This window comes from Cellulosimicrobium sp. NPDC055967 (assembly GCF_042269845.1).
Taxonomy (GTDB): Bacteria; Actinomycetota; Actinomycetes; order Actinomycetales; family Cellulomonadaceae; genus Cellulosimicrobium.
In genome coordinates this window covers 25,605-52,278 of sequence record NZ_JBHJYJ010000004.1, presented here as the reverse complement: position 1 = coordinate 52,278, position 26,674 = coordinate 25,605, and the positions used below count along the sequence as shown (strand labels likewise).

At 72.6% G+C, this 26,674-nt stretch carries 25 protein-coding genes; 7 read left to right on the top strand and 18 right to left on the bottom strand.

Going from position 1 to position 26,674, the window contains the following annotated elements; translation table 11 throughout:
• Positions 1 to 57: 57 nt before the first annotated feature.
• Genes ACFC2L_RS06875 through ACFC2L_RS06865 form a run of 3 tightly spaced genes read right to left on the bottom strand, consistent with a single transcriptional unit; the run spans position 58 to position 3,491 of the window.
• Entirely contained in the window at positions 58 to 1,047 is a 990-nt protein-coding gene (locus tag ACFC2L_RS06875) for a GDP-L-fucose synthase family protein (RefSeq protein WP_375823536.1), read from the bottom strand.
• On the bottom strand, positions 1,044 to 2,072 hold the full coding sequence (gene gmd / locus ACFC2L_RS06870; protein ID WP_375823535.1) for a GDP-mannose 4,6-dehydratase: 1,029 nt from the start codon (positions 2,070 to 2,072) through the stop codon (positions 1,044 to 1,046). Before gmd ends, ACFC2L_RS06875 begins: the two co-directional genes overlap by 4 nt.
• Before the next feature lie 39 nt (positions 2,073 to 2,111).
• On the bottom strand, positions 2,112 to 3,491 hold the full coding sequence (locus ACFC2L_RS06865; RefSeq protein WP_375823534.1) for a glycosyltransferase: 1,380 nt from the start codon (positions 3,489 to 3,491) through the stop codon (positions 2,112 to 2,114).
• Between the two features lie 76 nt (positions 3,492 to 3,567).
• Here ACFC2L_RS06865 and ACFC2L_RS06860 point away from each other — a divergent pair, with 76 nt between their 5' ends.
• Both ACFC2L_RS06860 and ACFC2L_RS06855 read left to right on the top strand, forming a co-directional pair.
• Entirely contained in the window at positions 3,568 to 4,101 is a 534-nt protein-coding gene (locus ACFC2L_RS06860) for an acetyltransferase (protein WP_375823533.1), read from the top strand.
• Between the two features lies 1 nt (position 4,102).
• Positions 4,103 to 5,236, top strand: a complete 1,134-nt coding sequence (locus ACFC2L_RS06855; protein ID WP_375823532.1) for a glycosyltransferase — start codon at positions 4,103 to 4,105, stop codon at positions 5,234 to 5,236.
• Here the strand turns inward: ACFC2L_RS06855 and ACFC2L_RS06850 are convergent.
• The 9 genes from ACFC2L_RS06850 to ACFC2L_RS06810 form a co-directional block, all read right to left on the bottom strand.
• The gene (locus ACFC2L_RS06850; protein WP_375823531.1) at positions 5,224 to 6,612 is read right to left on the bottom strand and encodes a hypothetical protein; all 1,389 of its coding nucleotides are present in this window, start codon (positions 6,610 to 6,612) and stop codon (positions 5,224 to 5,226) included. The two genes, ACFC2L_RS06855 and ACFC2L_RS06850, sit on opposite strands and share 13 nt — an antisense overlap.
• A 250-nt stretch (positions 6,613 to 6,862) precedes the next feature.
• Positions 6,863 to 8,086: a hypothetical protein gene (locus tag ACFC2L_RS06845; protein ID WP_375823530.1), complete on the bottom strand. Its 1,224-nt coding sequence runs from the start codon at positions 8,084 to 8,086 to the stop codon at positions 6,863 to 6,865.
• Positions 8,083 to 8,427 (bottom strand): hypothetical protein, encoded by a 345-nt coding sequence (locus tag ACFC2L_RS06840; RefSeq protein ID WP_375823529.1) that lies wholly within the window; start codon positions 8,425 to 8,427, stop codon positions 8,083 to 8,085. Before ACFC2L_RS06840 ends, ACFC2L_RS06845 begins: the two co-directional genes overlap by 4 nt.
• Positions 8,424 to 9,365: a polysaccharide pyruvyl transferase family protein gene (locus tag ACFC2L_RS06835; RefSeq protein ID WP_253049233.1), complete on the bottom strand. Its 942-nt coding sequence runs from the start codon at positions 9,363 to 9,365 to the stop codon at positions 8,424 to 8,426. Before ACFC2L_RS06835 ends, ACFC2L_RS06840 begins: the two co-directional genes overlap by 4 nt.
• The gene (locus tag ACFC2L_RS06830) at positions 9,362 to 10,465 is read right to left on the bottom strand and encodes a glycosyltransferase family 4 protein (protein ID WP_375823528.1); all 1,104 of its coding nucleotides are present in this window, start codon (positions 10,463 to 10,465) and stop codon (positions 9,362 to 9,364) included. The genes ACFC2L_RS06835 and ACFC2L_RS06830 overlap by 4 nt, the downstream gene beginning before the upstream one ends.
• Complete coding sequence (locus tag ACFC2L_RS06825) at positions 10,462 to 11,568, bottom strand: glycosyltransferase (protein WP_375823527.1); 1,107 nt, start codon at positions 11,566 to 11,568, stop codon at positions 10,462 to 10,464. The genes ACFC2L_RS06830 and ACFC2L_RS06825 overlap by 4 nt, the downstream gene beginning before the upstream one ends.
• Before the next feature lie 7 nt (positions 11,569 to 11,575).
• A complete protein-coding gene (locus tag ACFC2L_RS06820; RefSeq protein WP_375823526.1) occupies positions 11,576 to 13,099 on the bottom strand; it encodes a sugar transferase in 1,524 nt (507 codons plus the stop codon).
• A 202-nt stretch (positions 13,100 to 13,301) separates the two neighbouring features.
• On the bottom strand, positions 13,302 to 13,868 hold the full coding sequence (locus ACFC2L_RS06815) for a peptidase (RefSeq protein WP_375823525.1): 567 nt from the start codon (positions 13,866 to 13,868) through the stop codon (positions 13,302 to 13,304).
• A gap of 95 nt (positions 13,869 to 13,963) precedes the next feature.
• On the bottom strand, positions 13,964 to 15,724 hold the full coding sequence (locus ACFC2L_RS06810) for a DUF4012 domain-containing protein (RefSeq protein ID WP_375823524.1): 1,761 nt from the start codon (positions 15,722 to 15,724) through the stop codon (positions 13,964 to 13,966).
• A gap of 244 nt (positions 15,725 to 15,968) precedes the next feature.
• Between ACFC2L_RS06810 and ACFC2L_RS06805 the strand changes: the two genes are divergently transcribed.
• Positions 15,969 to 16,514, top strand: a complete 546-nt coding sequence (locus ACFC2L_RS06805; RefSeq protein WP_375823523.1) for a low molecular weight phosphatase family protein — start codon at positions 15,969 to 15,971, stop codon at positions 16,512 to 16,514.
• Positions 16,515 to 16,561: 47 nt separating this feature from the next.
• Here ACFC2L_RS06805 and ACFC2L_RS06800 read toward each other — a convergent pair whose 3' ends face one another.
• The 5 genes from ACFC2L_RS06800 to ACFC2L_RS06780 all read right to left on the bottom strand — a co-directional run bounded on the left by ACFC2L_RS06800 (position 16,562) and on the right by ACFC2L_RS06780 (position 19,358).
• Positions 16,562 to 16,747, bottom strand: coding sequence for a hypothetical protein (locus ACFC2L_RS06800; RefSeq protein ID WP_375823522.1), 186 nt, complete (start codon positions 16,745 to 16,747; stop codon positions 16,562 to 16,564).
• 168 nt (positions 16,748 to 16,915) lie between these two features.
• Positions 16,916 to 17,206, bottom strand: coding sequence for a helix-turn-helix domain-containing protein (locus tag ACFC2L_RS06795; protein WP_253049218.1), 291 nt, complete (start codon positions 17,204 to 17,206; stop codon positions 16,916 to 16,918).
• Between the two features lie 51 nt (positions 17,207 to 17,257).
• Positions 17,258 to 17,779, bottom strand: a complete 522-nt coding sequence (locus ACFC2L_RS06790) for a TrmH family RNA methyltransferase (RefSeq protein ID WP_375823521.1) — start codon at positions 17,777 to 17,779, stop codon at positions 17,258 to 17,260.
• A 666-nt stretch (positions 17,780 to 18,445) separates the two neighbouring features.
• Positions 18,446 to 19,087 (bottom strand): hypothetical protein, encoded by a 642-nt coding sequence (locus ACFC2L_RS06785; RefSeq protein ID WP_375823520.1) that lies wholly within the window; start codon positions 19,085 to 19,087, stop codon positions 18,446 to 18,448.
• Position 19,088: 1 nt separating this feature from the next.
• Positions 19,089 to 19,358, bottom strand: a complete 270-nt coding sequence (locus tag ACFC2L_RS06780; protein WP_375823519.1) for an NAD-dependent epimerase/dehydratase family protein — start codon at positions 19,356 to 19,358, stop codon at positions 19,089 to 19,091.
• Between the two features lie 238 nt (positions 19,359 to 19,596).
• Here ACFC2L_RS06780 and ACFC2L_RS06775 point away from each other — a divergent pair, with 238 nt between their 5' ends.
• On the top strand, positions 19,597 to 20,529 hold the full coding sequence (locus tag ACFC2L_RS06775) for an alpha/beta fold hydrolase (RefSeq protein WP_375823518.1): 933 nt from the start codon (positions 19,597 to 19,599) through the stop codon (positions 20,527 to 20,529).
• On the opposite strand, the gene ACFC2L_RS06770 is transcribed toward ACFC2L_RS06775, so the two are convergent.
• Positions 20,526 to 23,276: an AAA family ATPase gene (locus ACFC2L_RS06770; RefSeq protein ID WP_375823517.1), complete on the bottom strand. Its 2,751-nt coding sequence runs from the start codon at positions 23,274 to 23,276 to the stop codon at positions 20,526 to 20,528. The two genes, ACFC2L_RS06775 and ACFC2L_RS06770, sit on opposite strands and share 4 nt — an antisense overlap.
• A gap of 226 nt (positions 23,277 to 23,502) precedes the next feature.
• On the opposite strand from ACFC2L_RS06770, the gene ACFC2L_RS06765 reads away from it, so the two are divergent.
• The 3 genes from ACFC2L_RS06765 to ACFC2L_RS06755 all read left to right on the top strand — a co-directional run bounded on the left by ACFC2L_RS06765 (position 23,503) and on the right by ACFC2L_RS06755 (position 26,434).
• Positions 23,503 to 23,727, top strand: a complete 225-nt coding sequence (locus tag ACFC2L_RS06765; protein ID WP_375823516.1) for a hypothetical protein — start codon at positions 23,503 to 23,505, stop codon at positions 23,725 to 23,727.
• Between the two features lie 347 nt (positions 23,728 to 24,074).
• Complete coding sequence (locus tag ACFC2L_RS06760; protein WP_375823804.1) at positions 24,075 to 25,628, top strand: sodium/solute symporter; 1,554 nt, start codon at positions 24,075 to 24,077, stop codon at positions 25,626 to 25,628.
• Between the two features lie 65 nt (positions 25,629 to 25,693).
• The gene (locus tag ACFC2L_RS06755) at positions 25,694 to 26,434 is read left to right on the top strand and encodes an alpha/beta fold hydrolase (protein WP_375823515.1); all 741 of its coding nucleotides are present in this window, start codon (positions 25,694 to 25,696) and stop codon (positions 26,432 to 26,434) included.
• Positions 26,435 to 26,674: the final 240 nt, after the last annotated feature.

Genomic DNA, 26,674 nt, shown 5'->3' with positions numbered 1-26,674 from the left:
CAATCTCGCACAGGGCACCGCACGTCGCGAGCCTGGGCGCCTCCGCCCGCACCGGGGTCACGCGCGGACCCGCCCGGCCTGCTCGCGGTACCACGCCACGGTCCGCTCGATCCCCTCGCGCAGCCCCGTCCTCGCCTCCCAGCCGCTCGCGCGCAGCCGGGACACGTCGAGCAGCTTCTGCGGCGTGCCGTCCGGCCGCGACGTGTCCCAGCGCGTCGCGCCGTCGTACCCGACGACGTCGGCGACCGTCTCGGCGAGCTCGCGGACGGTGACGTCCTGCCCGGTGCCGACGTTGACCTGGACGGGGCCGTCGTAGTGCTCCAGGAGGTGCAGGCACGCGTCGGCCATGTCGTCGCTGTGCAGGAGCTCTCGCCGTGGCGACCCCGTCCCCCAGTTCGTCACCTCCCGGGCGCCGGTCCGCACGGCCTCGTCGTAGCGCCGGATCAGCGCGGGCAGCACGTGCGACCCGGTCGGCGAGAAGTTGTCGCCGGGTCCGTAGAGGTTCGTCGGCATGGCCGAGATCCACGGCAGCCCGTCCTGGCGGCGGACCGCCTGGACCTGCAGGATGCCGGTGATCTTCGCGATCGCGTAGGCGTCGTTGGTCGGTTCGAGGGGCCCCGTCAGCAGCGCGTCCTCGACGATGGGCTGCGGCGCGAGCCGCGGGTAGATGCACGACGAGCCCAGGAACAGCAGCCGCTCGACCTCGGACGTCCGCGCGGCGTCGAGGACGTTCACCTGGATGCGGACGTTCTCGCTGAGGAAGTCGACCGGGTACGCCGCGTTCGCCATGATCCCACCGACCTTCGCGGCCGCGAGGACGACGTAGCGCGGGCGGTGGGCACGGAAGAAGTCGTGCACCGCATCGCGGTCGGTGAGGTCGAGCTCCGCGGAGGTCCGTCCCACGAGCCGGGAGAACCCCGCCCGTTCCAGCCGGCGCCAGATCGCCGAGCCGACCAGGCCGCGGTGGCCGGCGACGTAGAAGACGGCGTCCCGGTCGAGCGGCGCGGGTTCGTGGCGGACGAGGTCGCGCTCGTCGGGCGTCGTCATGCCGCGTCCCACGTCGCGAGCGCGACCCGGTCGATCCACGGCGACCCGGCGTGGCTCAGGGCCTCGACGTCCGCGTCGACCATGATGCGCGCGAGCTCGCGCCCGTCGACGGTCGGCTTCCACCCGAGGTCGGCGTGCGCCCGGCTGGGGTCGCCGACGAGGGCGTCGACCTCCGTCGGACGCAGGTAGCGCTCGTCGAACCGCACGTGCCGCTCCCAGTCGAGCCCCGCGTGGGCGAACGCCTCCTGGAGGAAGTCGCGCACCGACAGCCCGATCCCCGTGGCGAGGACGTAGTCGTCCGGCCGCTCGGCCTGCAGCATCCGCCACATGCCCTCGACGTACTCGGCCGCGTACCCCCAGTCACGAACCGCGTCGAGGTTGCCCAGGTACAGGTGCTCCTGACGACCGGCCTGGATGGCCGCCACGGCGCGCGTGATCTTGCGGGTCACGAACGTCTCGCCGCGGCGCGGGCTCTCGTGGTTGAAGAGGATCCCGTTGACCGCGAACATGTCGTAGGCCTCGCGGTAGTTCTTCGTGATCCAGTACGCGTAGAGCTTGGCCGCCGCGTAGGGCGACCGCGGGTGGAACGGCGTCGTCTCGTTCTGCGGCGGCGGGGTGGCGCCGTAGAGCTCGGACGACGACGCCTGGTAGTAGCGCGTCTCCACGCCCGCCAGGCGCACCGCCTCGAGCAGGCGGATCGCCCCCGTCCCGGTGGTGTCCGCCGTGTGCTCGGGCTCGTCGAACGAGACCCGCACGTGAGACTGCGCCGCGAGGTTGTAGACCTCGTCCGGGCAGATCTGCGCGATGAGCGACACGAGGCGCGCGCCGTCGGACAGGTCCGCGTAGTGCAGGAAGAGCCGCGCGTCCTCCTCGTGCGGGTCCTGGTAGAGGTGGTCGATCCGCGCCGTGTTGAACGTCGAGGCGCGGCGGATCAGCCCGTGCACCTCGTACCCCTTGCGGAGCAGGAGCTCCGCGAGGTACGAGCCGTCCTGCCCCGTGATCCCCGAGATCAGTGCCTTCTTCATGCTTCCCCCTGAGTCGTGCAGCGGCGCTGCCGTCGGTGGTTAGGTACGTGCGACGCCCGGGACGCGCGCCGCGCCGTCGGGCGGCACGACACCCGCGGTCGCGGTCGCTCCTGGTGTCGTGGTGGTGCCTGCGGTGGTGGCCCTGGCCCGGGTCCCCCGCGGGCCGCGTGCGTGCTGCCGGAGGACCGTCGCGAACGCGTCGACCGCGGCGTCCTCCGTGAGCGTCTCGTCGCGGTAGCGGCGGCCCGCCGATCCCAGACGGTCGCGACGACCCGGGTCGGCCGCGAGCGCCCGCACCGCGTCGACGAGCGCCTGCGGGTCCTGCGGGTCGACGCGGACGCCGCCGCCGGACGCGCGCAGCTCGGCCGCCGTCGTCGAGCCCTCGGACGACGCCGCGAGCACGGGCCGGGCCGCGTCGAAATAGGACGTGAGCTTGCTCGGCACGGACATCTCGGCGAGTCCCGCGAGCTCGTTGACGAGCAGCACGTCGGAGGCCGCGAGCGCGGCGCGGAACTCCGCGTCGGGCAGGGGGTCGACGAACTGCAGGCGGAGCACCCCGCGCCCGGCCGACTCGAGCGCGGCTCGACGGCTCCCGTCGCCCAGGAGCACGAACCGCACCCGCGCACCCTGCGCGTCTGCCAGACGCGCCGCCTCGACGACGTTCTCGAGACCTTGCTTCACCCCCTGGTTGCCGGCGTGGAGCACGACCGTCTCGTCGTCTCCCCACCCGTGGGCGGCGCGTACGGTCGCGCGGTCCGGGAGCACCGCGTCGGGCGCGAGGTGCGTCCAGTTGCGTACGACGCGCAGCGCGGCGGCATCGACCCGGAGGGACTCGCCCAGATGACGCGCGAAGCGCTCGTGGATCGCCACCACCGCGTCCGCACCGCGCGCGACGCAGCGCTCGACGGCACCCACGAGGCGGGCCACGCGGCCCGAGGCCGCCCCGGTCTCCTCGACACCGAGCGAGTAGAGGTCCTGGGTCCAGAGCACGACGCCCGGCGCGTCGGCGCGCGCCGCCCTGCGCGCACACCCGGTGCGGAGCCGCAGCATCGCGACGGCCGCCGCGAAGAGCGACGGTGAGACGAGCAGGACGACGTCGGTGTCGGGCCAGCGCGTCGTCGCAGACCGCACCCCAAAGCTCAGCTCGGCGAGGAGGCGGCGCACGGAGCTGGGCGACCGGGGTACGTAGTGGCGCAGACGGAGCACCTCGACGCCGTCGACCCGTTCCCGGCGGGACCACCCGCGGTAGCCCGCACGGACACGCCACTCCGGGTAGTGCGGAAAGGTCGTGAGTACGCTCACCCGCGCCCCGCGAGCAGCCAGGGCGCGGCTCAGCGCCGACGTGTAGGGCGCATTTCCGGTAGGTTCAGGTGCGTAGTTGGCGCCGATCACCAGGACGCGCATTCCCGAGATGCTCACGCACGTACGATAACGACGTTCGGGCCGATTCGCTGGGGGGCAGATGACATCGCAGAGAATGCGCCAGGAAATCCGCGTGATCCCGCTCGCCGAGGCGCCCGGGGAAAGGACGTCCTGGGGGCGTCCGAGTGCGCTCGTCTACCTGTGGGGCGCCGCCGAGATCCTGTTCGTGTCGAACCCCTGGCAGTTCAGCTCGCGCCTGCGCGTCGCGGTGCTGCGCGCCTTCGGCGCCGACATCGGAGCCGGGGTCGTCTTCCGCCCGCGCACGCGTGTCCGCTTCCCATGGAACCTTCACGTGGAGGCAAACTGCTGGATCGGTGAAGGGGTGTGGATCCATAACCAGGACCATGTCTGGATCGGGCACGACGCCGTGCTCTCGCAGGACACGTTCCTCACCACGGGGAGCCACCGGCACCGCACCGACATGGGGCTCGTGACGGCCCCCGTGCACGTCGGCCCCGGGGCGTGGGTCACCGCACGGTGCGTCGTCCTCGGCGGTACGCGGATCGGGCGCTCGGCGCTCGTCACACCTGGGTCGGTCGTGCGCGGCGACGTGCCCGACGGCCGTGTCTGGGACGGCCGGTCGCTCTCGGACCGGACGCGGTTCTGAGATGGCCGGCCGACGCCTGCGGGTCCTGCACGTGGCCACGCTCCTCACCCCCGACGGCGCGTACGGGGGTCCCGTCCGCGTCGCGACCAACCAGATCCGGGCGCTGCGTGCACGAGGTCACGACGCGATCCTCGTCGCCGCTGCGGCAGGTTTCGACGAGCTCCCGACGACGTGGGACGGCGTGCCGGTCGTGACGTTCCCCGCCGTCCGGGCCGCGCCGGGCGCGGGGTTCGCGGGGCTCGCCGCACCCTCGATGGTGCGGTGGATCCGGGCCTGCGGGGCTCGTGCCGACGTCGCGCACGTCCATCTGGCGCGCGACCTCGTCACCCTGCCGGCGGCGGTCGCCTGGGCCCGGTCGGGCAAGCCCTACGTCACGCAGACGCACGGCATGGTGATGCCGTCCCCGCACCCGCTCGCGGCGCCCCTCGACGCGGTCCTCACGCGCCGCGTCATGGCTCGCGCGTCGACGAGCTTCGCCCTCACCCCCGTCGAGGAGGGCGGCCTCCGCACGCTGTTCGGCCCGGGAGTCAGCATCCAGCGGCTCGTCAACGGCGTGCCGGCGGGCGGGACGAGCGACCCGCAGCCCCCCGACCACCATCCCGAGGTGCTGTTCCTCGCCCGCCTGCACCCCCGTAAGCGGCCCGTCGCCTTCGTCGACGCCGCGGCCCGTCTCGCGCCGCGGTTCCCCGAGGCCCGGTTCCGGATCGTCGGTCCGGACGAGGGCGAGGGCGCCGCGGTGCGCGACCGGATCGCGGCACTCCCGGCGGGCGTCCGCGGGCGGGTCGTCTGGGAGGGGGCGCTGCCTCCCGAGCGCACGACGGCCCGGCTCGCGCGCGCGTCGCTCTACGTCCTGCCGTCCGTCGACGAGCCGTTCCCCATGAGCGTCCTCGAGGCGATGTCGTGCGGGGTCCCCGTCGTCGTGACGCGCACGTGCGGGCTCGCGGAACCGGTCGCGCGCGCCGCGGCGGGCGAGGTCGTGGGCGAGGGCGTCGACGATCTCGCCGCCGCGGTGGCACGATTCCTCGACGACCCCCGTCTCGCCCAGGACGCGGGCCGCCGCGCGCGCGACCTCGTCCGGAGGGACTACTCGATGGGCGCGGTCGCGGACGCGCTGGAGCGCGCCTACGCCCGCTGAGCCACGGCACCCCGGACACCTCGGCCTGCACCGACGCCCGGCCCCAGCGCGACCGCGGCGGCGACGAGAGCGACCGGCACCCAGAGGTAGCGGTTGTACATGCTCGGCGCGGTCGCGCTGAACGCGAGCGCCGTGACGCCGACCGCGTACACGCGGGCCTGGAGCGCCGTCCGGGGCACGGCCCGCGCGGCGCGCAGCGCCGCCACCACGAGACAGCCGAGCAGGCCCGCCGCGAACAGGACGCCCCCCTGGTAGAGCGCCGCGACGGGCAGGCTGTGCACCCCCAGCGTGTCGACGACGAGAGAGGACCGGGCGTCGAGACCGGCCCCGCTGACCGGGTCCTGCAGGAAGCCCCGCCACCCGAGGACGATCGTGTCCCACCGGGACGCCGAGGTGTTGAGCGACGCGTCGCCGCCCGACAGCCCGAGGACCTGCGCGACCCGTTCCGCCGGCCGCAGCGCGCCTTGCGTCTCGCCGAGCACGCCGCCCGCGAACCAGAGCGCCGCACCGGCGATGACGGCCGCGACGGCGACTCGCCCGACAGGGATGCCGCGCAGGAGAAGGAGGGCGGTGCTGCCGAGGACGGCCGCCAGCATGCCGCTCACGCTGCCGCTGAGCACGAGACCCACGACTCCCGAGAGAGCGGTGCCCACGAGCAGGAGACGCTGGAGCCCTCCCAGGCCGCGCGTCAGCCCGGACAGGCCGATGACGACCGCGAGCGACGCGATGGCACCGGTGTCGCTGACGTGGCCGGTGAACCCCGTGTAGCGGCCTGCGGTCGTGACGACCCCTCCGGGGATCGCGCCCGGGCCGAGCGCGAACTGCACGAGCGTCCCCAGCGAGCACGCAGCCGCCCCGACGCCGAACGCGACGAGGCCCCGCCGCAGCCGCCGCTCGTCGTCGAGGAGGACCGCGAGCTGCCACGGGAGAACGAGCGCGACGTACAGCACGCGGACGAGGCTGACGAGGCTCTCGGTCGGCGCGGGAGAGCCCGCCGTCGCGAGGCAGCCCCCGACCACCAGCAGCACCGCGGCGGGCAACGCCCAGGCGCCGTACGGATGCGGCGTGGGCTGTCGGCCTATGGCCGCGAGGCACAGCGCGAGACTGGCCAGGAGGACGACGTCTCCCACCGTGATGCCGCCGCCCACCCGCAGCACCATGAGCGACACGAGGACGAGACCGCCGTACAGGAGCACCCGCGCGAGAGCCAGCACGGGGTCGCGCGACCCGTCGCGACCCTCGTGGACGACCTCGACGTCGCGGGGAGCTCTCGCCGCCCTGCGGGCGCGCCCGCCCGGAGGGCGGCCGGCGACTCGTCCCACTCCTGGCGGGACGACCCCCACCGATTCCTCGGTCACCGAGAACTGGTCATGCATCAGTCATCCCCTGCCCATCTCTCCGCCGCCACCCGGACCACCCGCGGGGCCGCCGACGACGCCGCCCCGCCGAGCCGCGACGGCACGCCGGGAGTGCGCGACGCACCGCTCACCTCGATCTCGAACTGCGCGAGGTGCCGGCGCCGGGAGACGACGCGCGCCCTGCCCTCTCGACGCGCTCCGTGCCCTCTCCGTCCCGGACAGAAATATGGACCGCGCAATGACCACGAGGCCGCACCGTATTCACGCTTCACAGGGCCGCCGCGTGATAGGTCCGCGCCGCCGCGGGAAGGAAGAAGACGACATATCCGATCCCTCCGAGGACGAATCCCAGGACGAGGCTCACGAATGGCCCTCCGACCAGATATCCGATCACGAACCCGCACCAGGTCACCGCGACCATGCCGACCCGCGCGCGCGTCACGACGGACTGCGCCTTGAAGATCCGCATGACGACGAGGTGCGGTCCCACGAGCCCGCCGCAGGCTGCGAAGCAGCCGACCGCCGCGAGCGCGACGACGAGCTCCCCGCGCTCGATGCCGGACGGCTGGACCGCCCCCGCCGCGGCGACGAGCACGAGCACCGCGCCGAGCGCGGTCGCCCCGCCCGCGGACAGCAGGCCGAGGCGCCGTCCGCGCCGGACGAGCGTGGCGTCGTCGGGCCGGCCGGTCTCGCTGACCGCGTCCGAGAGCAGGTTCAGCGCGACGGCCGCGAAGAGCACGTTCACCGGACCGTAGAGCGTCTGGCTCAGCCGGAACGCGCCGACGCTCGCGCTCACGGAGAGCGCGCCGAGCACGAGGAGCGGGACCGTCGTGGCGAGCTGGGCGACGAGGAACTCCCACGCCTGGGAGCGAGCCCGCGTCCCGTACACCGAGTACCGCGAGAAGCGGGGCACGCGGTGTGCCGCCAGCGCGAGCGGGACCGCCGCCACGGCGTAGCCTGCGCACCACACCGCGTAGAAGGCGACGAGCGGCTGCGCCGTACCGGCGACGACGAGGACGGCGGGCACGAGCAGGAGACGGATACCGTCCGAGACCGCAACCGCCCCGTTGCGTCCCTGGCCGATGCAACGAAACCGCAGCCAGTCCTGGACGACCGGCGCGACGCTGAGGACTCCCAGCAGCGTCGCGCCGCCCACGCCGAGCACGGTCACGGCGAGGTCCGCCGCCGCGACGAGCACGACGACCGTCCCCGCGGCGGCGGCGACGTAGCGAAGGGGGACGACGGCGTGGGGGTCCGTCCGCCGCTCGATGAGCGCGGGCTGGAAGAGCCCGCTCCGCACCAGCCCCGTCCCGACGTTCAGCACGAGGAGAGCCAGGCTGAAGCTCGCGAACTCGTCCGGCTCCATGTGCCAGGCACCCAGGAGGACGACCGCTGCACCCGCCGCGCTGGCCGCGGCCTGCGAGAGGACGAGCGGCCGGGTCAGGGCCGCCGGGACCGCGAGGGACCGCCGTAGCACGTCGGGAGGCGTCATGCGTCGAGCCTCACGACCCGGCTTCCTGCGAGCAGCGCGCCCAACCGGGGCGCCAGCGGGGCACCCCGCCTCCAGTACACGACCCCGATGCCGGCGTTGAGGATGGTCCGGCGCCAGCGCCAGGGCATGACGAACCGCCCGAGGCGAGCCGCTGCGTCGGATCGGCGGTCCGTGACGCTGAACCGCAGGTGCGTGGCCACGGGGTCCAGGCCGGCACGGGCTGCCTCGTGCCACGCCCGCTCGTCGGTGACGAGCACGAAGTCGGCCACAGGGTCGCAGTCCGCGACGGTCCGCCCCGGCCCGTCGAGCACGGCCGTCGCCTCCGGTCGTCCGCGCGTCATCGCTCGATCCCCCAGCGGCGGCGCCAGGAGTCGACGGCGTCCCGCGGGACGTCGATGCGGACCACCTCGCCCGAGCGCAGGTCCTCCTGGTAGCGCCGTGCCGCGTGGCGCGAGGGCGCTCGCAGGCCGACCGACCGCGCGATCTCCCGCGCGCGGTTGTCGATCGACAGCACGAGGGTGGGCACGCCCCGCTGCATCGCTCGGATGCCGCCGTGGAGCCGGAGCCCCACGTACGCCGTCCCCGGCGCGTCGAGCACCGCGTCGAAGTCCTCGAGGCGCGGGCCGAGCATCGTGCCCGTGCCGGCCCGGAGACCGTCGACGTACTCGCGGTCGCCGGGGCCCTGGGGCCAGAAGAGCACCTCGTCGAAGCGTTCGGCGAGCGCCCGCACGAGCCTCCGGTCGGCCAGCGGGTCCTGGCTGTAGTCGGTGAACGTCACCACGACGCGCCGTTCGTCGGACGGGAGCGTCTGCTTCTCCACGCCCCACAGCGTCGGGCAGCTCGTGTGCACCGCGGGCACGCGCGCTCGCCGCAGCTTCGCGAGCGAGTACTCGTCGCGCACGGCCCAGGGCACGTCCCCGGCCAGGGACCGCAGCCACGCCCCCGAGGCCGGGTCGATCCCCGCACGCTGGTACTGCCACCAGCCGACGCCGAGGAACGTCAGCCGCCCCCGGCACAGGTCGACGTCGGCGGCGGGCCAGTGCCACGCGCGACGGAAGCGCATGTGGTCGGAGAGCAGGTTCGTCCCGCACACGACCACCGACCGGGCGCCGCGCAGGGCCGCGCGATGGGTCGCGTCGAGCCTCCCGTGCATCGGCACGAGCTCGACCTCGGTGCCCCGCTCGCGCAGCGGCGCGACGAGCTCCGCGTCGACGGCCTCCGAGATGATCCGGTCGCCGACGTTCGTCGACGCCGCTCCCGGGTCCACCACCACGATCATCGGACCGCTCCTTCCTCGAGGCTGCTCAGCCAGCCGCGGTAATCCGCGCCCACCCGCTCCCACGTGGCGGAGCCCTCCGTCCACTCCCGGGCGCGGCGGCCGAGGTCGCGGTTCCCGTCGACCTCGTCGAGCGGCCCCAGCAGACCGGTGGGGCGGGCGAAGTCGGCGACGACGGCCGCGCCCGCAGACCGCAGCGGTCCCGCCGCGTGGATCGTCGACGAGACGACGGTCGGGACCCCGGCGGCGAGCATCTCGAGCAGCGTGATGCTGCACGACTCCCAGCGAGAGGGGTGCAGGTAGGCGCGGCAGCCCGTGATGAGCAGCCACTTCTCCTCCCCGCGCGCGTTGCCGCGCAGATCGACGGTCCCGTCGAGGCCGAGCTCGTGGACCAGTCGGGCGGTCCGCTCGCGACCACCCCGGAAGTCGGGTCCCGCGAGCACGAGGCGCGGACGCGGCGCCGGGAGCTCGGCCCAGCGGCGCAGCAGGTTGTCGATCCCCTTGTGGTCGGGGTCGTAGCGACCCATCCAGAGGAAGTAGTCACCCGCTCCGACCCAGCGAGGGACCTCCTCGGGCGCCGGTGCGCCGTTGGGCAGCACGAGCGCCGGCGCGGTCCGGCCGCGCGCGACGTCGTCCGCGAGGCGGCGCTCGGACGGGTAGAACACGTGCAGCCAGTCGACGCGGCGCACGACGGACGCCTCGGCGGCCCGCCGGGCGCCGGCCACGTCACGCAGGCGCGACGTGATGCCCGGCTCGTACACGCCGTGCGGCATGAGCACCACGACCGCGCCGCGCGCCCGGGCGCTCCGCGCCGCGACGACGTTGCTCACGACCCAGCCCTCGTGCAGGTAGACGACGTCCCCGGGCCGCACCTCGCTCGCCAGGCCCGTCGGTACCCAGCTCGTGCGTCCCCGCCCGAGGTGCGTGACGGTGCGCACGCTCCCCCGCAGGTCCTCCGGCACCTCTCGCGGTGCCGGCACGCTCGCGCACAGCACCACCGCCTCGTATCCCGCGCGGCGCGCCTGGCGCACCCAGTTCTCGACGGAGTCGGTCACGCCGGACGGGTGGGCCAGGAACCGCGCGTAGTAGTGGACGACCCTCATGCCGCCTCCTTCACGACCTCGTGCACCGACCGCACGATCCGTTCGGCGGCTGCCTCCGTCGACGGCACCTCGCCCGTGGCCCCCGCCGGACGGTCCGTCGCGGCGAGGCGCAGCCACGCGGCGGCGAGGTCCGACGGCGTCCCGGGCACGGTGAAGAGGTCGGACCCCTCGGTGAGGTACTCGATCTCCGGGGCGTGGCGACCGACGTCGCTGGTCAGGACGGGCAGCCCGAGCGCGAGGGCGTCGACCGCGACGAGCCCCACCCGACCAGGGTTCAGCAGCAGCCGCGACACCGCGGCGGCACGCGCGGTCCCCCGTGCGTCGACCTGCCCCAGTACCACGACGCGGCCCGTCTCGGCGGCCAGGTCCTCGAAGACCCGCCGAGCGGGTCCGTCGCCCGCCACGAGGAGCCAGACGTCGGGGTCCCGACGCAGGGCCTCGCGCACGGTCCCGACGACGAGGTCCGGCAGCTTGTGCGCGTTGAGCGCCCCCAGCAGGAGCGCGGCGCGGGCATCCCCCGGCAGCCCGACGGCGTCGCGGTAGGCGACCAGGTCCCGATCGTCGAGGGCGGCCCGCTCGCGCCGCAGCGTGCGCGTGTCGGTGCTGTTGCCGAACGACGTGACGCGGTCCGCCGGGACCCGTGCCGTCTCCAGGACGTGACGACGTCCTGCCTCGGTGTACGTCAGGACGTGCCGCGCGCGACGGTTCAGCCAGGCCTCCCAGCGCCCTGCGAGCTTCACCTCGTCGGCGGTGTAGGAGGCGCCGTGGCCCCAGGTCACGTACGGCCTCCCGCGCAGGGCGGCCGCCAGTGCGTCGAGGTTGCCCGCCTGCATCTCCGTGACGAGCACCGCGTCACGCCACTCCGTCGGGACCACGCGACGGACCAGGTGCCGCCCTCCGGGGCCCACGCGCACCACGCGCACGGGCACCTCGGTGGCCCAGGCCGCCTCGACCATGTCGCCCCGTCGGCGACGGCGCCGCATCTGCTCGAGGTCGCCCCCGTAGAAGACGTGCGCGTCGACCCCGCGCTCGTCGAGCCCCTCCACGACCAGAGCGAACAGGTGCTCCCGGTACGCCGGGACGTAGGGCTGGGTGATCGCCACCCTCGGCCTAGTACGCACCGTCACGCCCCACCACCGCCCGCAGCGTCCGCAGCAGGATGAGGAGGTCCCCGGTCACGGTCCAGTTCTCGACGTAGTACAGGTCCAGCCGCACGCTCTCCTCGAGCGTGAGGTTGTTGCGGCCCGAGACCTGCCACAGACCGGTGAGCCCGGGCTTGACCAGCAGCCGCCGGCCGATCTCGTCGTCGTACTGGTCGACCTCGAGCGAGACCTGCGGACGAGGTCCGACGAGGCTCATCGAGCCCCCGAGCACGTTGAAGAGCTGCGGGAGCTCGTCGATCGAGTAGCGGCGGATGAAAGCACCCACCCGGGTGACCCGGGGATCCTGCTTGGGCTTGTAGAACACGCCGACGTTGCCCGCGCCGAGGACGTCCTCGAGCCGGGACTCCGCGTCGACGACCATCGAGCGGAACTTGAGGACGGTGAACGGCTCGCCGCGCAGCCCGACGCGCTCCTGCGCGAACAGGACCGGACCGCGGCTCGTGAGCCGCACCGCGAGCGCCGTCACGAGGAGCGGGACGCAGAAGAGCACGAGGAGGCCGAGCGCGCCGACCACGTCGAACGCGCGCTTGAGCACGTGCTGGGGGCCGGAGTACCCGGGCGCCTCGACGTGCAGGAGCGGCAGCCCCGCCACCGGCCGGGTCCGGATGCGTGGTCCCGCCACGTCGGTCAGCGCGGGCGCGAGGACGAGGTCCGCCCCCCACGGCTCGAGGTCCCACGCGAGCCGCTTGACGGTCCGGGGCGTCACGAGGTCGGACCCCGTGACCATCACGGTGTCGGCCCGCAGCGGCTCGACGAGGCGCGCGGTGTCACCGACCCCGCCGACCACCGGCACGCCCGCCACCGTCTCGTGCGGCTCGACCGCGCCTCCCGGGACGCACGCGCCGACGACCTGGTAGCCGCTGTCCGCCGCCTCTTGCAGCCTCTCCACGAGGTGGGCGGCTCCGTCCCGACCGCCGACGACGAGCGTCCGCGACCGGCAGCGGCCGCGCCGGCGCAGGCGGACCAGTCGGCGCCGCACCGCCCACCGCCCCAGCAGGAGGAGCACGAGCCCGACGGGCAGCGCGACGGCGACGTACCCCCGGGCCAGGTCGTACCGGACGAGGTACGCCGCGATCGCGACCACCCCGAACACCGCGATCGTCGTGTTGACGACGCGCGCGTACTCGGGCGCACCGGAGCCCAGGCTCCGGCTGTCGCGCGAGAACGCCGCCCGCAGCGCGCACCACCAGACCGCGAGCAGGCCGGCCGAGATGGCGACGTACCGGGCGTCCAGGACGGTCCCGCCGATCCCGTCGAACCGGACGAGGTACGCCGTCGCGATGGCGGCGCCCACCGCGAGCGCGTCGACGGCGGCGACGCGCCGCGCGAGCCGCGGCTTCCAGCCCGGGCGCCGATAGGCGCCGAGGGCGATCCGGACGAGCTGTCCGGTGTCGAAGGACGGCGTCGTGACCGGCCGTCCCGTCCGTTCGAGATCGACGGTGTCGACCTCGTGATCCTTCTCCAACGTCATGGTGCCCCCTGCGACGTCCGTGGACGCAGCCCCGACGGTCCGCCGGCGCGCGACCGCCCCTCAGGGCGTGCCGGACGCCGCCGTCACCGACGGTCTGCCGAGCTCTCCGCCGCAGGTCCGGACGTCGTCGTCACGGCGGCGGCCGGTCGCCGGGCGACCGGTGTGCGTGCGCTGCACCCGTCGTCGAGGACGGGTGCCCGGCTCAGGCCTTGGTCCCCGCCGAGCGGCGTCGGCTGCGCGCGACCAGGACGGCCGTCGCGCCACCCGCGACGAGCAGGACGGCGCCGCCGAGCAGCAGCACGTCGTCGGACCCGGTCTCGGCGAGGCCGCCCGAGGTCCCGTCGCCCGCGCCGTCGGCCGAGTCGCCGCCCGAGCCCGTGCCACCGGCCCCGTCGGAGGCGGGGACGGAGACGATCTGCTGGCTCGACAGCACGGTCCCGTCCGCGTCGGTCGCCACCAGGGAGAAGGTCCCCGGCTCGGAGAGCGTCACCGCGAACGACGCGAAGCCGTCGACGGTGTCCTTGGTCAGCGCCTTCGTCCCGGCGATCGAGATGGCGCCGTCCGGGACGTCGGGCGACGAGATCGTCAGCGTGATCGTCGGGTTCCCGGCCGGTCCGCCCACCGTGACGGTGAACGTCTCGCCGACCTCGGGCGTCGCGGTGGAGACGCCGACCTCGTACTCGTCCGCCTCGTAGGCGGACGCGACGGCCGGTGCCGCGGCGAGCGCCGCGGCGAGGAGCAGCGTGGTCGCTGCGCGTCGAAGCTTCATGTCAAAGGCCCCCTGCCTTCGTCGTCGGGCGCGGGGACCTCCGGTCCGCCGACGTCACGGACGTCGGTCGTCGCACGTGCCCCCGCCGTGCTCCCTCAGGAGAACACACCCGTGCCGCACCCGACAGCCGGGAGGGCCGTCGTCTCGTTCCTGGCACCTGGAGTTTTCCTCACCGAAACACTGCCTCGCTGGTTCTTGCCGCTGACGACCTCGTACTCGTACGTCGCGGACTCCCCCGGCGCGAGCGCGACCGACCGCGCTCCGACGACGAGCCCGTCGTGCACCTGGGCGAAGAGCCCGGGCTCGCCCTCGCCCGACGACGCCCCGCGGATCCCTCCGCCCTGCGGCGCGTAGACGAGCAGGTTGGTCCGTATCGTGCCGTCCCCTCCGGCTCCGAGGACGTACTCGGGCAGCTCTGCCGCCTCCGCGCGGGTGAGCGTGGAGGCGAGCGTCACGTGCACCGTGAAGGCCTGCGAGCCGTCGGGACGGCACGTCACGTCGTCGACCGCCACGGTGGAGTCGAGGTAGTAGCCGGTCTTGGACGCGGTCGTCGCGTTGAGGTAGACCCCGACGACGGGAGACGTCGGGCCGCCCGCGGGATCGGTGCGGCGGCCCTCGAGCTCGCCAGAGAGGACCGTGCCGGCCAGGAGGTCCTGCTCCGCGGCCCGGGCGGACCACACGAGCAGACGACCGTCCCGGGCCGACCCGGCGAGCGCGTCGACGAGCGCCGCGGCGTCCCCCTCCCCCGTGGTCAGCGAGCCGAGCACCTCGCGGGCGACCACGGCCAGCACGGCGTCCTGCTCCGCCGGGTCCGCGTGGTCGACGTAGACGCCGTGGAGCAGGTAGGCGGCCGCGTCCTGCGTCGTGAGCCGGAGCGTCCCGCCGCCCGGCGTCGCGACCTCGACCGGCCCGACGCCGCCGAGCACCCCCGCGAGGGCCACGGGGTCGACGGCGACCACGCCGTCGACCTCCGCACCCGTCTGCCGCAGCCAGGCTTCGCGCGCCACGCGTGCGGCGCGCGGGAAGTCGGGGGTGGACGTGACGTTGAGCATGTACCTGCCGAGGTCGTCGCCGAACAGCGCGGCCTCGGAGCCGCTCAGGTCGACCACGCTCTCCGGGAACGCACCGAGCGCGCTGCCCGGACGGACCTCCACGAGCTCGACGGCGCCCGACTCCGCCCGGAGGTGGAGCACCGAGCCAGCGATCCCGCCCGTCGCGCGCGGCTCGGCGTTGTTCTGGACGAGCACGAGGTAGTCCCGCACGCCGTCGGCGCCGAGCATCGGCGGGACGAGCTGGACCGCGCGTGCGGCGGTCGCCGTCTGGGAGGCGACGCCGCCGAGCTGCTCGCGCAGGTCGTCCACCGCGGCGGCCAGCGGGCTCACGAGGGTGGAGGTGTCGATGCCCGCGACGGTCTCGTACGACGCCACGACCGCGCGGTCCGCGGCGACGACGTCGTCGCGCGCCGCGCGGAGAGGCCCCAGGTCGACGGCGCCGGCGGTCGGCGCGAGGGCCGACGGGGACGCGACGGCGACGGCGTCCGCGAGGCGCGGGAGGGCGTCCTGAGCGACCCGGTCGACGGCGCCGGTGGCCTCCCCGAGGGCTCGCGCGTCGTCGCCGACGAACGGCAGCGCGCGGGCGACCGTCCAGTGCGGGCCGTGCGTCGCGGACGCCGCGACGCGTGCGGACCGACGGACGTCGTCGATCGCCGCGCCGGCGTCCCGCCCCGTCCGCACCTGCTCCTGCAGGGCGGGCAGGGTGGCGGCCACGTCCTCGAGCGCGGCACGCGCGCGCAGGACGTCCGTGACCAGCCACACGGACCACGCCAGCGCTACCACGAGGGCGATCCCGCCGGCCACGGCGACGCGCCTGCGCCGCCCCGGAGAAGGCGCTCGGCGGGACGGTCGCCGTGCCGCAGGACGACCTCGTCCTGGCTCCGGTCGTGCGGAGGGCGCGACCAGCGTCGCGGCGCCTGCCCACCGTGGGCCCCACCCGTCGTGCACCATGCCGCCCCCCGCGACTCGCCCCCGACGCGACGGCTCCGGTGCGGGCCGCCGCTCGCGCTACATTACCCAGACCCACGGTCGCCAGGAGGTCTGAAGCGTGCTCTCCGTCCTCGTCGTCTGCACCGGCAACATCTGCCGGTCGCCTGCGGCACAGCTCGTGCTCGGTGCCGCGCTGGACGACTCCGTGGTCGTGGCCAGCGCCGGGACGGGCGCCGTGGTCGGCGCACCCGTCGCGCCCGTCATGGCCCGTCTCCTGTCGGACCGCGGCCTCGACCCGTCGGGCTTCGTCGCCCGCTCGCTCACCGAGGACCTGGTCCGCTCCGGGGACCTCGTGCTCACGATGACGCGCCGGCACCGGGCCGCGGTGCTCGAGCTGGCGCCGTCGGCGCTCCGGCGGACCTTCCTCGTCACGGAGCTCGTATCGATCGCGGAACGGCTGGGAACGGGCGCACCCGGGGCGGACGACGCAGCCCGGCTCGCCGACGTCGCCGCCGCCGCGCCCCGGGCGCGCGCGAGCCTCGACCTGGAGCGCGACGCCCCGGACGTCGAGGACCCCTACGGACGGTCGGAGGACGTCTACCGCCGCGTGCTCGACCGCATCGAGGCCGACGCGCGGCGGCTCGTCGCCGCCCTGCGCGGGTGACCGGTCCACCTCCCTGCCCCCTGCACAAGGAGGGGGACCGGCTGCCGTCAGGGTCGTTGGAGCACCGTGACGACCACCACCACGACCGCTCCCCACAGCGCGAGGCCTCCGCCGCACCCGATGGCGAGGCCCTCGGCGCCCGTCGCGCCACGGCGACGGGCACGTCCCGCGGGGACGATCGCGGTCGCTGCGCCGAGGACGACCAGTACCCAACCGACCGTCACCCAGAGCATGCGGGCAGCCTGCCCGGCACCCCGGCGGCTCGCAGGCTGGACATCTGTCCAGAACTGGCCGCTTCGTCCGGTATCGACGCTATCTCCGGCATGCACGAGCGATTTGTCGCGAACATTCACCCGCTCCCGCCGACGCTACCGCTCAGATGGCGAGACGACCTCGGCTCCTCAGGCGTCGGTCGAGCGTCCCGGACGCCGCGCCGAACCCTCCGCCGGACCCGGTCCCGGGTCTACGGGGAGGGCCCGCACGGCGGGTCCGATCCGGTAACGGCGGTCCGTGCCCTGGACGAGCCAGCGGTGCGCGACGAGGGTCTGCGCGATGCGGAAGGCCCCCGGGCGGCTCACGCCGAGACACGACGCCAGCTCGGCCAGGCGCATCGCCCCCGACTCGGCGACCAGCTCGACGGTGCGCACCGCGCGTGACACGGACGCCAGGACGTACGACCCCCTGCTCGACATGCTCGGAACCCTAGGAGCCCTCCCCGCCGCTCGCACCGCACGCCCGGGCTCTCACGCCAGGCCCGCCAGGCGGTACAGCACCAGGCTGCCCGCGACCGCGACGTTGAGGCTCGCGCCCCAGCCCGCCATCGGGATCTCGACGCACTCGTCGACGCGCGCGAGGACGTCGTCCGGCACGCCGTGCCGCTCGTGCCCGAGCAGCAGCACCGTCGGCTCCCGCGCCGGACCGAGCCGCGGCAGCGGCGTCGCGCCCTCGGCGAGCTCGACGGCGACGAGCCGCTTCCCGGCGGCCTGCTCGGCGTCGAGCCACCCCTCCTTCGACGGCGCGACCCAGTGGAGGCACAGACGTCGTCCCTTGAGCGTGTCGCCCACGGCGAGCGCCGCCCGCCGGTAGTGCGGCGTGCGCGGCACGGCGAGACACGCCCCCACGGCGTCGCACGTGCGCAGGAGGGTTCCGAGGTTGGCGTCGTACGCGACCCACAACGGCGCGACGACCAGGTATCCCCAGCAACCGTGCCGGGACGACCGGCGGGCGCGGCGCAACTCGCGCGGCGTGGACTTGGCGCCGCTCATCGGCGCGGTACGGGAGCTCCCCAGGTGTGGTCGTTCATCGTGAGGCGCCTTTCAGCGGCGGCGCCGGGCCCTCGTCGGACGACGACGGTGCGTCGTCGTGCGGGTCCCAGGCTAGCGCGTCGGCACGGCCACCAAGCCAGCACGACGCGCGGTCCGCGGACGACGAAAGCCCGGGACCATGCGGCTCCGGGCCTCGAGCTCGGTGGGCGGTACTGGGTTCGAAGAAGCCCTCGAACCTGCCATGAACAGTGCCGACACGACACGACGAGCACCGTTGCGACTTCAGTGGGCCCTGAGGTCCTGTGCCTCGAACGGTCGCACTGAACTGTCAACACACGATACCCGCACTCCCGGTCGGCCGCTCCGCGACGAGCGCCTCCGCCTGCAGCAGCCGCAGCGCCTCGCGCACGGGGTGCGCGAGACCCCGAGCTCCGCGGAGTGCACCTGTTCGATGAGCCGGGCGTCGGGTGCAAGCAAAAGCATCGACGATGCAGCCCCGCAGCACGTCGTACACCGCACGGGCACCGACTGACGGCGGGCCAGGCCCGCGTCGCCGGGGCCGTCGTGGCCTGCCCGACGGCGGGGCGCAGGTCCGGCGTCGTCGTCACCTTGCCATCGGGCCACACCCGCTGGACACTTGTATACAGATAGCTGGAGACGAATCGGTTACGATCCGGACGGCTCCTCGGCGGTGCCCGTCTCCAGCGCTCGAACCAGTGCGGCTTCCCGGTCCGCGGTCCGCCCGCATCTCGCGCTCGTGGCGCGGATCGACGCCACGCCGTCCACGCGGTGGTCGTCCGCCGCGTACCCGTGGCTGGCCGCCGTCAGCTCGGTTGCGACGACCTCGGCCTTCATCAGCTCGGCGCCCGGTGCGCCGTAGAAGTGCAAAGACTCCGAACGGGGCGCCAGGAGAAGTCCGGCGAGCGCGCCGTGGAAGAGATCGCCCCCCTGCCCCTCCGCCAGGTGACGGCGCAGCACGTCGTGCTGATGGCCGTCCTCAGCAACGTCGCGCACGGCGACAGGGCGCGTCAGGCATCTGGGCATGATGGCGATCGGCCCCTTCATGCCCGTGAGAAGCTGCCCGGCAAACTCGTGAAACTGCCCCGCTCGGGCGATGGTCCATGGGACCGGTCCGGAAGCGACCACTCGCTCCTGCGCGAGCTTGCCGGCGTAGTACGAGACGTCGATGTCGTCGATGTCGTCGATGCCGACGATGCCGACGATGCCGACGATGCCGACGATGCCGACGATGCCGACGATGCCGACGATGCCGACGATGCCGACGATGCCGACGATGGACAGCGCCACATTATGCCCCACACCCGCGAAGTTCGGCGGCGAGCAGACGACGAGTCACCGTCTCGAAGAACCGGCGGGCGGCGGATGCCGAGAGCGTCGTCTTGTTGGTCACGTCGATCACCGTCTCTACGCCGGACAGAACTTCCTCGATTCCACGTCCCGCGAAGAGGTCCACTCGTGTCCTCGGACTCAGTGGCACAACGTGGTGACCGCGGTCCCGTACTGACCTCGCGACGTACTCGCCGACAGTCCCTGTCGCTCCAGCTACGGCGATCTTCATGGCTCCTCGGGTAGCTCGATTCCTTGGCCGCCACCGCGCCGCTCCAGCCACTCGTCGAAGGTGGTCGTGAGGCTCGCTGTGAGGTGCAGCCGTCTCGATCACCGACCGCAGGGGCACCGAGATCGTGACAGCCTCCTCGTCGTCGCGGCCGGCTCGGTCACATCGTCCGACCGTCCCCGGTCGTGAGTGCAGTGGCGTTCGACCCACGACACTTGGCCCCGCCCAGAAGGACGACACGATGATTGGCTCCGCGTACACGCTTCGGCACCTCGCCGCCGGCGAGCTCGACGTCGCCTACCACGACCTCGGCTCATCGGACGCTCCGCCAGTGGTGCTCCTGCACGGCTTCCCGTACGACGTGCACAGCTTCATCGACGTCGCCCCGAGTCTGGTCGACGGAGGCTTCCGGGTGATCGTCCCGTACCTGCGCGGACACGGGCCCACGAGGTTCCTCCGCGATGACACACCCCGCAGTGGTCAGCAGGCTGCACTCGGAGCCGACCTGCTCGCACTCCTCGACGCCCTCAAGCTGCAGACCCCGATCCTCGCCGGCTACGACTGGGGCGGCCGAGCCGCATGCGTGGTCGCGGCGCTTCATCCTGACCGCGTCGGCGGGCTCGTCAGTGTGAACGGCTACCTCATCAACGACATCGCCTCCGCCCACGTACCGATCACGCCCGAGCGCGAGGCGGGCTTCTGGTACTTCTGGTACTTCTCCACCGAACGGGGCCGTAGGGGACTGGAGAGGAACAGGCAGGAGATCGCCCGCGTCATCTGGTGCCGGAACTCACCCGAGTGGGTCTTCACCGACGACGACCTCGCTCGAGCGGCCCGCGCGTTCGAGAATCCCGACTACGTCGACGTCGTCATCCACTCCTACCGACAGCGACTCGGACTGGCGCCCGGCGCCGTCGCCCATTCTGCCGACGAGTCGCGCCTCGCCTCGCTACCAGCGATCAGCGCTCCGACGATCACGCTCGACGGCACGGCGGACGGGAACTTCCCCGCGACCGACGGCTCTCACGATGCCGCCAGGTTCACCGGATGGCGCGAGCATCGTCATGTCCCGCATGCGGGTCACCATCTTCCGGCCGAGGCGCCGCAAGCTTTCGTCGACGCGATCCTGGACGTCGCTACGCACCTCGACACGAGGTCGCGACGGCACGTCTAGTTCGGGCCTGGCAGGACCTTCCACAGCTCGTTCCGCGACCTGACGTCGAGTTTGGCGAAGACCTTGCGCAGGTGCCACTCGGCGGTGTGTGAACTGATGAAGAGGCGTGCTCCGATCTCGCGGTTGGTGAGGCCGTCACGGGCCAGCCGGGCGACGTTGCGTTCCTGATCAGTGAGGTCGTCCACGGACGCCGTGCCGCGAGTGCGCACCTTCTCCCCTGTGACAGCCAGCTCGCCGCGCGCTCGGTCGGCGAACCCCTGCATGCCGCATTCGGCAAAGATGGACACTGCTGAGCGCAGCTGTGCGCGGGCGTCGATACGACGCCCGTGCCGGCGCAGCATCTCGCCGTACAGAAGCTGGCTGCGTGCCTTGAGGATCGGCACGCGGATCCGCTCGAACCCGTCGATGGCATGGAGGTAGTGAGCCTCACCGTCATCGTCGTCGTCCTGCATCGCGTGGACCAGCGCCATGAACGCGGCAGCCCAAGGGCTTTTGTCGATCACCGGGTTCGTCACCTGATGAAGTCGTTCGACAGCCTCGCCTGCGAGTTCTCGTTCGCCGAGGTGCGAGGCGGCCTCGACCACCTCGAGCATCGTGCGCATCGCGTGGCCGAGCTCATTGACGTACGGAAGCTCTCGACGCGCAGACGCCAAGGCCTTCTCGTAGTGGCCTGCCCCGTTGTAGACCACGGCCTCTGCCATGTTGGCCACTGTCAGTGCGTACCCCTCGCCTCGTGCGTGAGCGTCGGCGCGGAGCTGCGGCGCCATGGTCTCGACCTCATCGAGATGACCTCGATAGGCAGCCAGGAAGATCCGCCCGTACAGAGGGAGGGGGTGTCCGGTGATGGAAAGAATCGTGTCGAGGTCGTCGCAGATGGCCTCCGCGCCGTCCAGCCGACCGTCGAAGGTGCGGGCGACCATCAACAGGTTGAGCGCCATGGGAAGCACGGTGAGCACCCCTCCGGCACGCGCGAGCCGGACTTGCCGCTCCGCGAGAGTTCTCAGCCCCTCGGCATCCCAGATGTCCTGGGCGGCGCGACCCCCGAACCACATCCACGCGAGAGCTCGGTGGTCCGTGGCTGGCTCCTCGGCAAAGGCCGCGATGGCGCGCCGCACGATAGGCAGCGCGAGAGATGGTCCACCCAGCGCGAGCTGCGCCTGCCCCCGAAGGATGAGGTCCGGTGCACTGTCCAATGTCCCGGTGGCCGTCGACGACATGATCGCCTGCGCGATCTCGTCGATGGCGCCCGGCTCGCCGAGCCTCCCGGCGTAGGTGGCGGCGGATAGGGCCTGCATGTACGTGTCTCTGGCCAGCACCGGGTCGTGGGGCTCGAGCGCCTGTGCTGCGGTGAGGAGCCTTCGCGGCGCACTGCGATCGCGACGGAGCGCGTACTCGCAGCGTGCCTGCAGCCGTGCGACAAGGGCTATCTGGAGGGAGTTCAGCTCGTGGTCGCGTGTTTCGTCGAGCAGCTGCAGCGCGTCGTCAGGTGCGCCAGCGTCGAGCTTGGACTCGGCAGCCGCGATCGATCGATCTGCCCGCGCTCGAGGTTCGGGCGTCAGCTGCGCGGCCCGTTCGAGGAAGGCTGCAGTGGCTGCGACCCCTCCACGAGCGCGTGCTCGGTCGGCCGACTGCACGAGGGCTGCCGCCACGTTCTCGCTGGGCTCTACTGTCGCGTTGGCCAGGTGCCAGGCGCGACGGTCCGGGTCTCGCTCGGCATACGTCGCCTCAGCCAGGGCCTCGTGGACACTTCGACGGTCAGCCGGGTCGGCCGCCCGATAGATCGCCGACCGGATGAGCGGATGTCGAAACTGGATGCGTCCGGAGACGACGAGCGCGTCGGCCTGCTGGGCGAGATCCAGGTTCTCAGGGCCAAGTCCCAGGCGTGCGGCGGCCCGCCACAACAAGCCCATGTCACCGGTGGGATCAGCTGAGGCGAGGAGGAGAAGTGTGCGGGTCGAGGGGGGAAGGCTGTCGAGCCGGGCGAGCAGGCTCCGCTCGATCCTGCTCTGCAGCGACAGGGATCCGGCGAGCGCATAGCCGCCGGCCATGTCGGCGGCGGACGTGCGAGGCAGCTCGCGGAGTGCGAGCGGGTTGCCGCGACACTCGACGAGGAGCTGGTCGAACACTCGCTCGTCGATCGCACCCGGCAGAGCCTTTCGGAGGAGTTCACGAGAGTCGTGGTCGCTCAGCCCCGGGACGGACAGCTGGGGCAGGTCCGCGAACAGATCATCCTGGCGTCGCATGGCCAGGACCATCGCGATGTGTTCGTTGGAGAGACGACGGGCTACGGACGCGATGGCTCGTGCCGAGGTCTCGTCCAACCATTGCGCGTCATCGACGATGCACAGCAGAGCGCCCTCGCCGGCGGCCCGCGTCAGCAGATCGCGCACACCGAGTCCGAGATGAAGCGGGTTGGGCGGTCCTGCCGCACGAATACCGAAGGCACATTCGAGCGCTTCCCGGCGAGGTTCCGGAAGGTGGACCGCCGACGTGGTCAACAGATGTCCGCAGAGCAACTGCAAACCTGCGAACGTGAGCTCGACCTCGCTCTCGGAGGCGACCATCCGCTCGACGCGGACATCAGTACCCGCATCGGCGATGAGCGCGTCCACCAGGGCGGTCTTGCCGATCCCGGCTTCGCCGCTCAGAACGACAGCACCACTGTGCCCGTCGCGCGCACGAGCGACCAGCTCCTGCAATCGGGCCAGCTCCTGGGTCCGGCCCAGAAGGCCTCTGGACGGCGGCACCACTCAAGCGTATCTCCGAGGCTTCAAGGCCTCTGAAAGGTCGGACCGGTCCCGTCGGAACCGGCATCCGCTGCCCAAGGCCCGATGGCGGACGGGGCGAGGCAAAGCGGGCACTACGCACCTCCCTACGCACCTGACTACGCACTCGCAGGGCGCGCTCCGCTGCCTCGTCGGTCGACGGTGGATGAGTCGCCGAAGGGCGGCTCCCACCCTCAAGGAGGCCGACATGAACCTCGTCCACGCCCCGTCTCCCGACGGTCGCCCGGCCACCCTCGCGGACCAGCTGTACCGGGCCGCTCTGCGACTCCACGCCGGCGGAGAGGTCACCAGCCGCGCCGTCGACGCGATGATCGAGGCCGCAGAGATCCTCAGGTCGCTCACCACGATCGTCCCGATCACGGCCTCCGGCCTCGCCGACGGCGCCGTCAGAACCATGGAGCCGGCACCATGACCGGCCAGATCGTCCTGACCGCTGCCCTCTATCTCGTGGCCGCGCTCCTGGCCTGGTACGAATTCCGCCTGGTGTGGCGGGAATGCCATTCGCCCCGAACGCCGCGAAGACGAACAAGAGAGTCCGGAGCACCTCGGGGCGCAGCATCCACCGCGGCTTCCGACCGAGAGCGGACTGCGCCTCCGGGATGATCAGTCCCGCGCGGCGGCGACCCAGCCATCGGCGGCACGCGCAGCACATCGGTCGTCCGATCGAGTCACACCAAGCCTCGGCGTCCGGTCAGTCATGTCGAGTTCTCATCCACATCGTGACGTACGACCACGGAGAGTGAGGCGGCAGACGTGATCATTGCAGCCAGCGACAACCCGCTACGCCTGGATGCCAACTTCATCGACTTCGGGCTGGTGGCTGTCTACTTCATCTTCGTTCTGGGCATCGGCTGGCTGGCGAGACGCCAGGTCTCATCCAGCCTGGACTTCTTCCTCTCGGGTCGGTCCCTTCCCGCGTGGGTCACAGGGCTCGCGTTCATCTCCGCGAACCTCGGCGCCGTCGAGATCATGGGAATGTCCGCCAACGGTGCGCAGATCGGCGTGGCCACCATGCACTACTACTGGATCGGTGCCGTGCCGGCGATGCTGTTCCTCGGCGTGGTGATGATGCCGTTCTACTACGGGTCGAAGGTCAGGTCCGTCCCCGAGTTCATGCGACGACGGTTCGGGACCGGAGCGCACCTGGTGAACGCCATCAGCTTCGCGGTCGCGCAGCTGCTCATCGCGGGCGTGAACCTGTTCCTTCTGGCGACCATCGTGAACGCCCTCCTGGGTTGGCCGTTGTGGGTCTCCCTGGTCGCGGCGGCGGCGGCGGTGGTGCTCACGTACACGGCGCTCGGCGGGTTGTCCGCCGCGATCTACAACGAGGTCCTGCAGTTCTTCGTCATCGTCGCGGCCCTGCTCCCCCTGACGATCGTCGGCCTGAACCGCGTGGGCGGCGTCGGCGGCCTGGTCGACAACGTCGAAGAGTCGTTCGGGACGGAGATGCTCTCCTCGTGGCCCGGTGAGTCCCTGACAGGCTTCGACTCACCCGTGTGGTCGGTGATCGGCATCGTGTTCGGCCTCGGCTTCGTGCTGTCCTTCGGCTACTGGACGACGAACTTCGTCGAGGTACAGCGCGCCATGGCGTCGGACTCCATCACGTCGGCTCGCACGGCCCCGGTCATCGGTTCGTTCCCGAAGATGCTGATCCCCTTCGTCGTCGTCCCGGGCATCATCGCGAGCGTCCTCGTCCCGGAGATCACGGCCCTGAAGGAGGGCCAGGGCGACGGGACCGTGCAGTACAACGACGCGAACCTGCTCATGATCCGCGATCTGCTCCCCACCGGGATGCTCGGCGTCGCGCTCGCCGGGCTTCTCGCTTCGTTCATGGCGGGCATGGCGGCCAACATCTCCGCGTCCAACACCGTCTTCAGCTACGACATCTGGCAGCAGTACGTCAAGAAGGACAAGCCCGACGGCTACTACACACGCGTCGGACGCATCGCGACGATCGTCGCCGTGCTGCAAGAGATGGGGGTCCCGTCGACCGACGATCTCGCCCCTACCCCGGCACACGCCGCCCGAGCCTTCGACATCCGCACGATCATCGGAGCCGTCCTCGGCATCTACGGCGTCGTCCTGCTCGTCATGGGGATCCCCGGCGCCGGGGAGACCGCCGGGCACCACACCGATTCCGAGGTCAACCTGTGGACCGGAGCCGCGCTCACCGCGGCCGCCCTGTCCTTCCTTCTGTGGGTCCGATACCGGCCCCTGCTCGTCTCCACCGGGGGCGAGGCACGCATCGATCCGACGGACTGGCGGCGGCGATCGACAGCCCTGCTCTGCCCGCCGCAACGGGTGCCAATGTGAACCCCGGGACCGGGGAACGGCACCCGCCACACAACCTGCTCCACGCTCACGACAGGAGTACTCCCATGAGCACCACACCCACAGCCGTCCTCGTGCACGGCGCCTTCGCCGACTCCTCGAGCTGGCACGGCGTCGTCGAACGGCTCCACCGCGACGGCATCCCGGTCGTCGCGAACGCCGTCCCGCTGCGCTCGCTGTCCGGCGACGCCGCATACCTGCGGGACGTCATCGCCGGCGTCGAGGGTCCCGTCCTGGTCGTCGCACACTCGTACGGCGGCATGGTCGCCACCGAGGCGGTCTCACAGGCGCCGAACGTCGTCGGCCTCGTGTACGTCGGCGCGTTTGCTCCCGAGACCGGAGAGAGCGCGTTCGACCTCGCCGGCCGATTCCCCGGCAGCACCCTCGGGGAGACGCTCGCGTCGACTCCGCTGTCCAACGGTCAGACGGACCTGACCATCCGCCCGGAGAGGTTCCACGAACAGTTCGTCGCGGACGTCGCCCCCGGTCACGCCACGTGCATGTCCGCGTCCCAGCGCCCGGTCACGCAGGAGGCCCTGACCGAACCCCTGGCAACGACGGAGCCGGCCTGGCGTCACGTACCGTCCTGGTTCGTGCACGGGGGCGAGGACCGGAACATCCCTCCCGCCGCGCTTCGGTTCATGGCAGAACGTGCCGGCTCCCGCGGCACGACCGAGGTGGAAGGCGCGTCCCACGCAGTCGCCGTCTCGCGGCCCGACGAGGTCGCACGGATCGTGACCGCCGCCGCGCTCGAGCTCGAGCTCGGGGACACCGCGATCGCTCGGTAGCGAGAGCTCGGTAGCTGCGGCCCTGCTGAGGCACCTCGCCGGCAGGGCCGCGGCGCGACGCCGAGAACGCGCGACCAACATCACGTCACGAACCGAGCAGCCGCACGGTCGCCAGTGGGAGAGCGCCGCGGCGGTGCTTGGGGAGGAACTGATGGAACGCATCGTCATCGTCGGCGGCGGCTACGCAGGGTTCACCGCAGCCCGGGAGCTCGAGAAGCACCTGCGGCGCGAGCTGCGCCG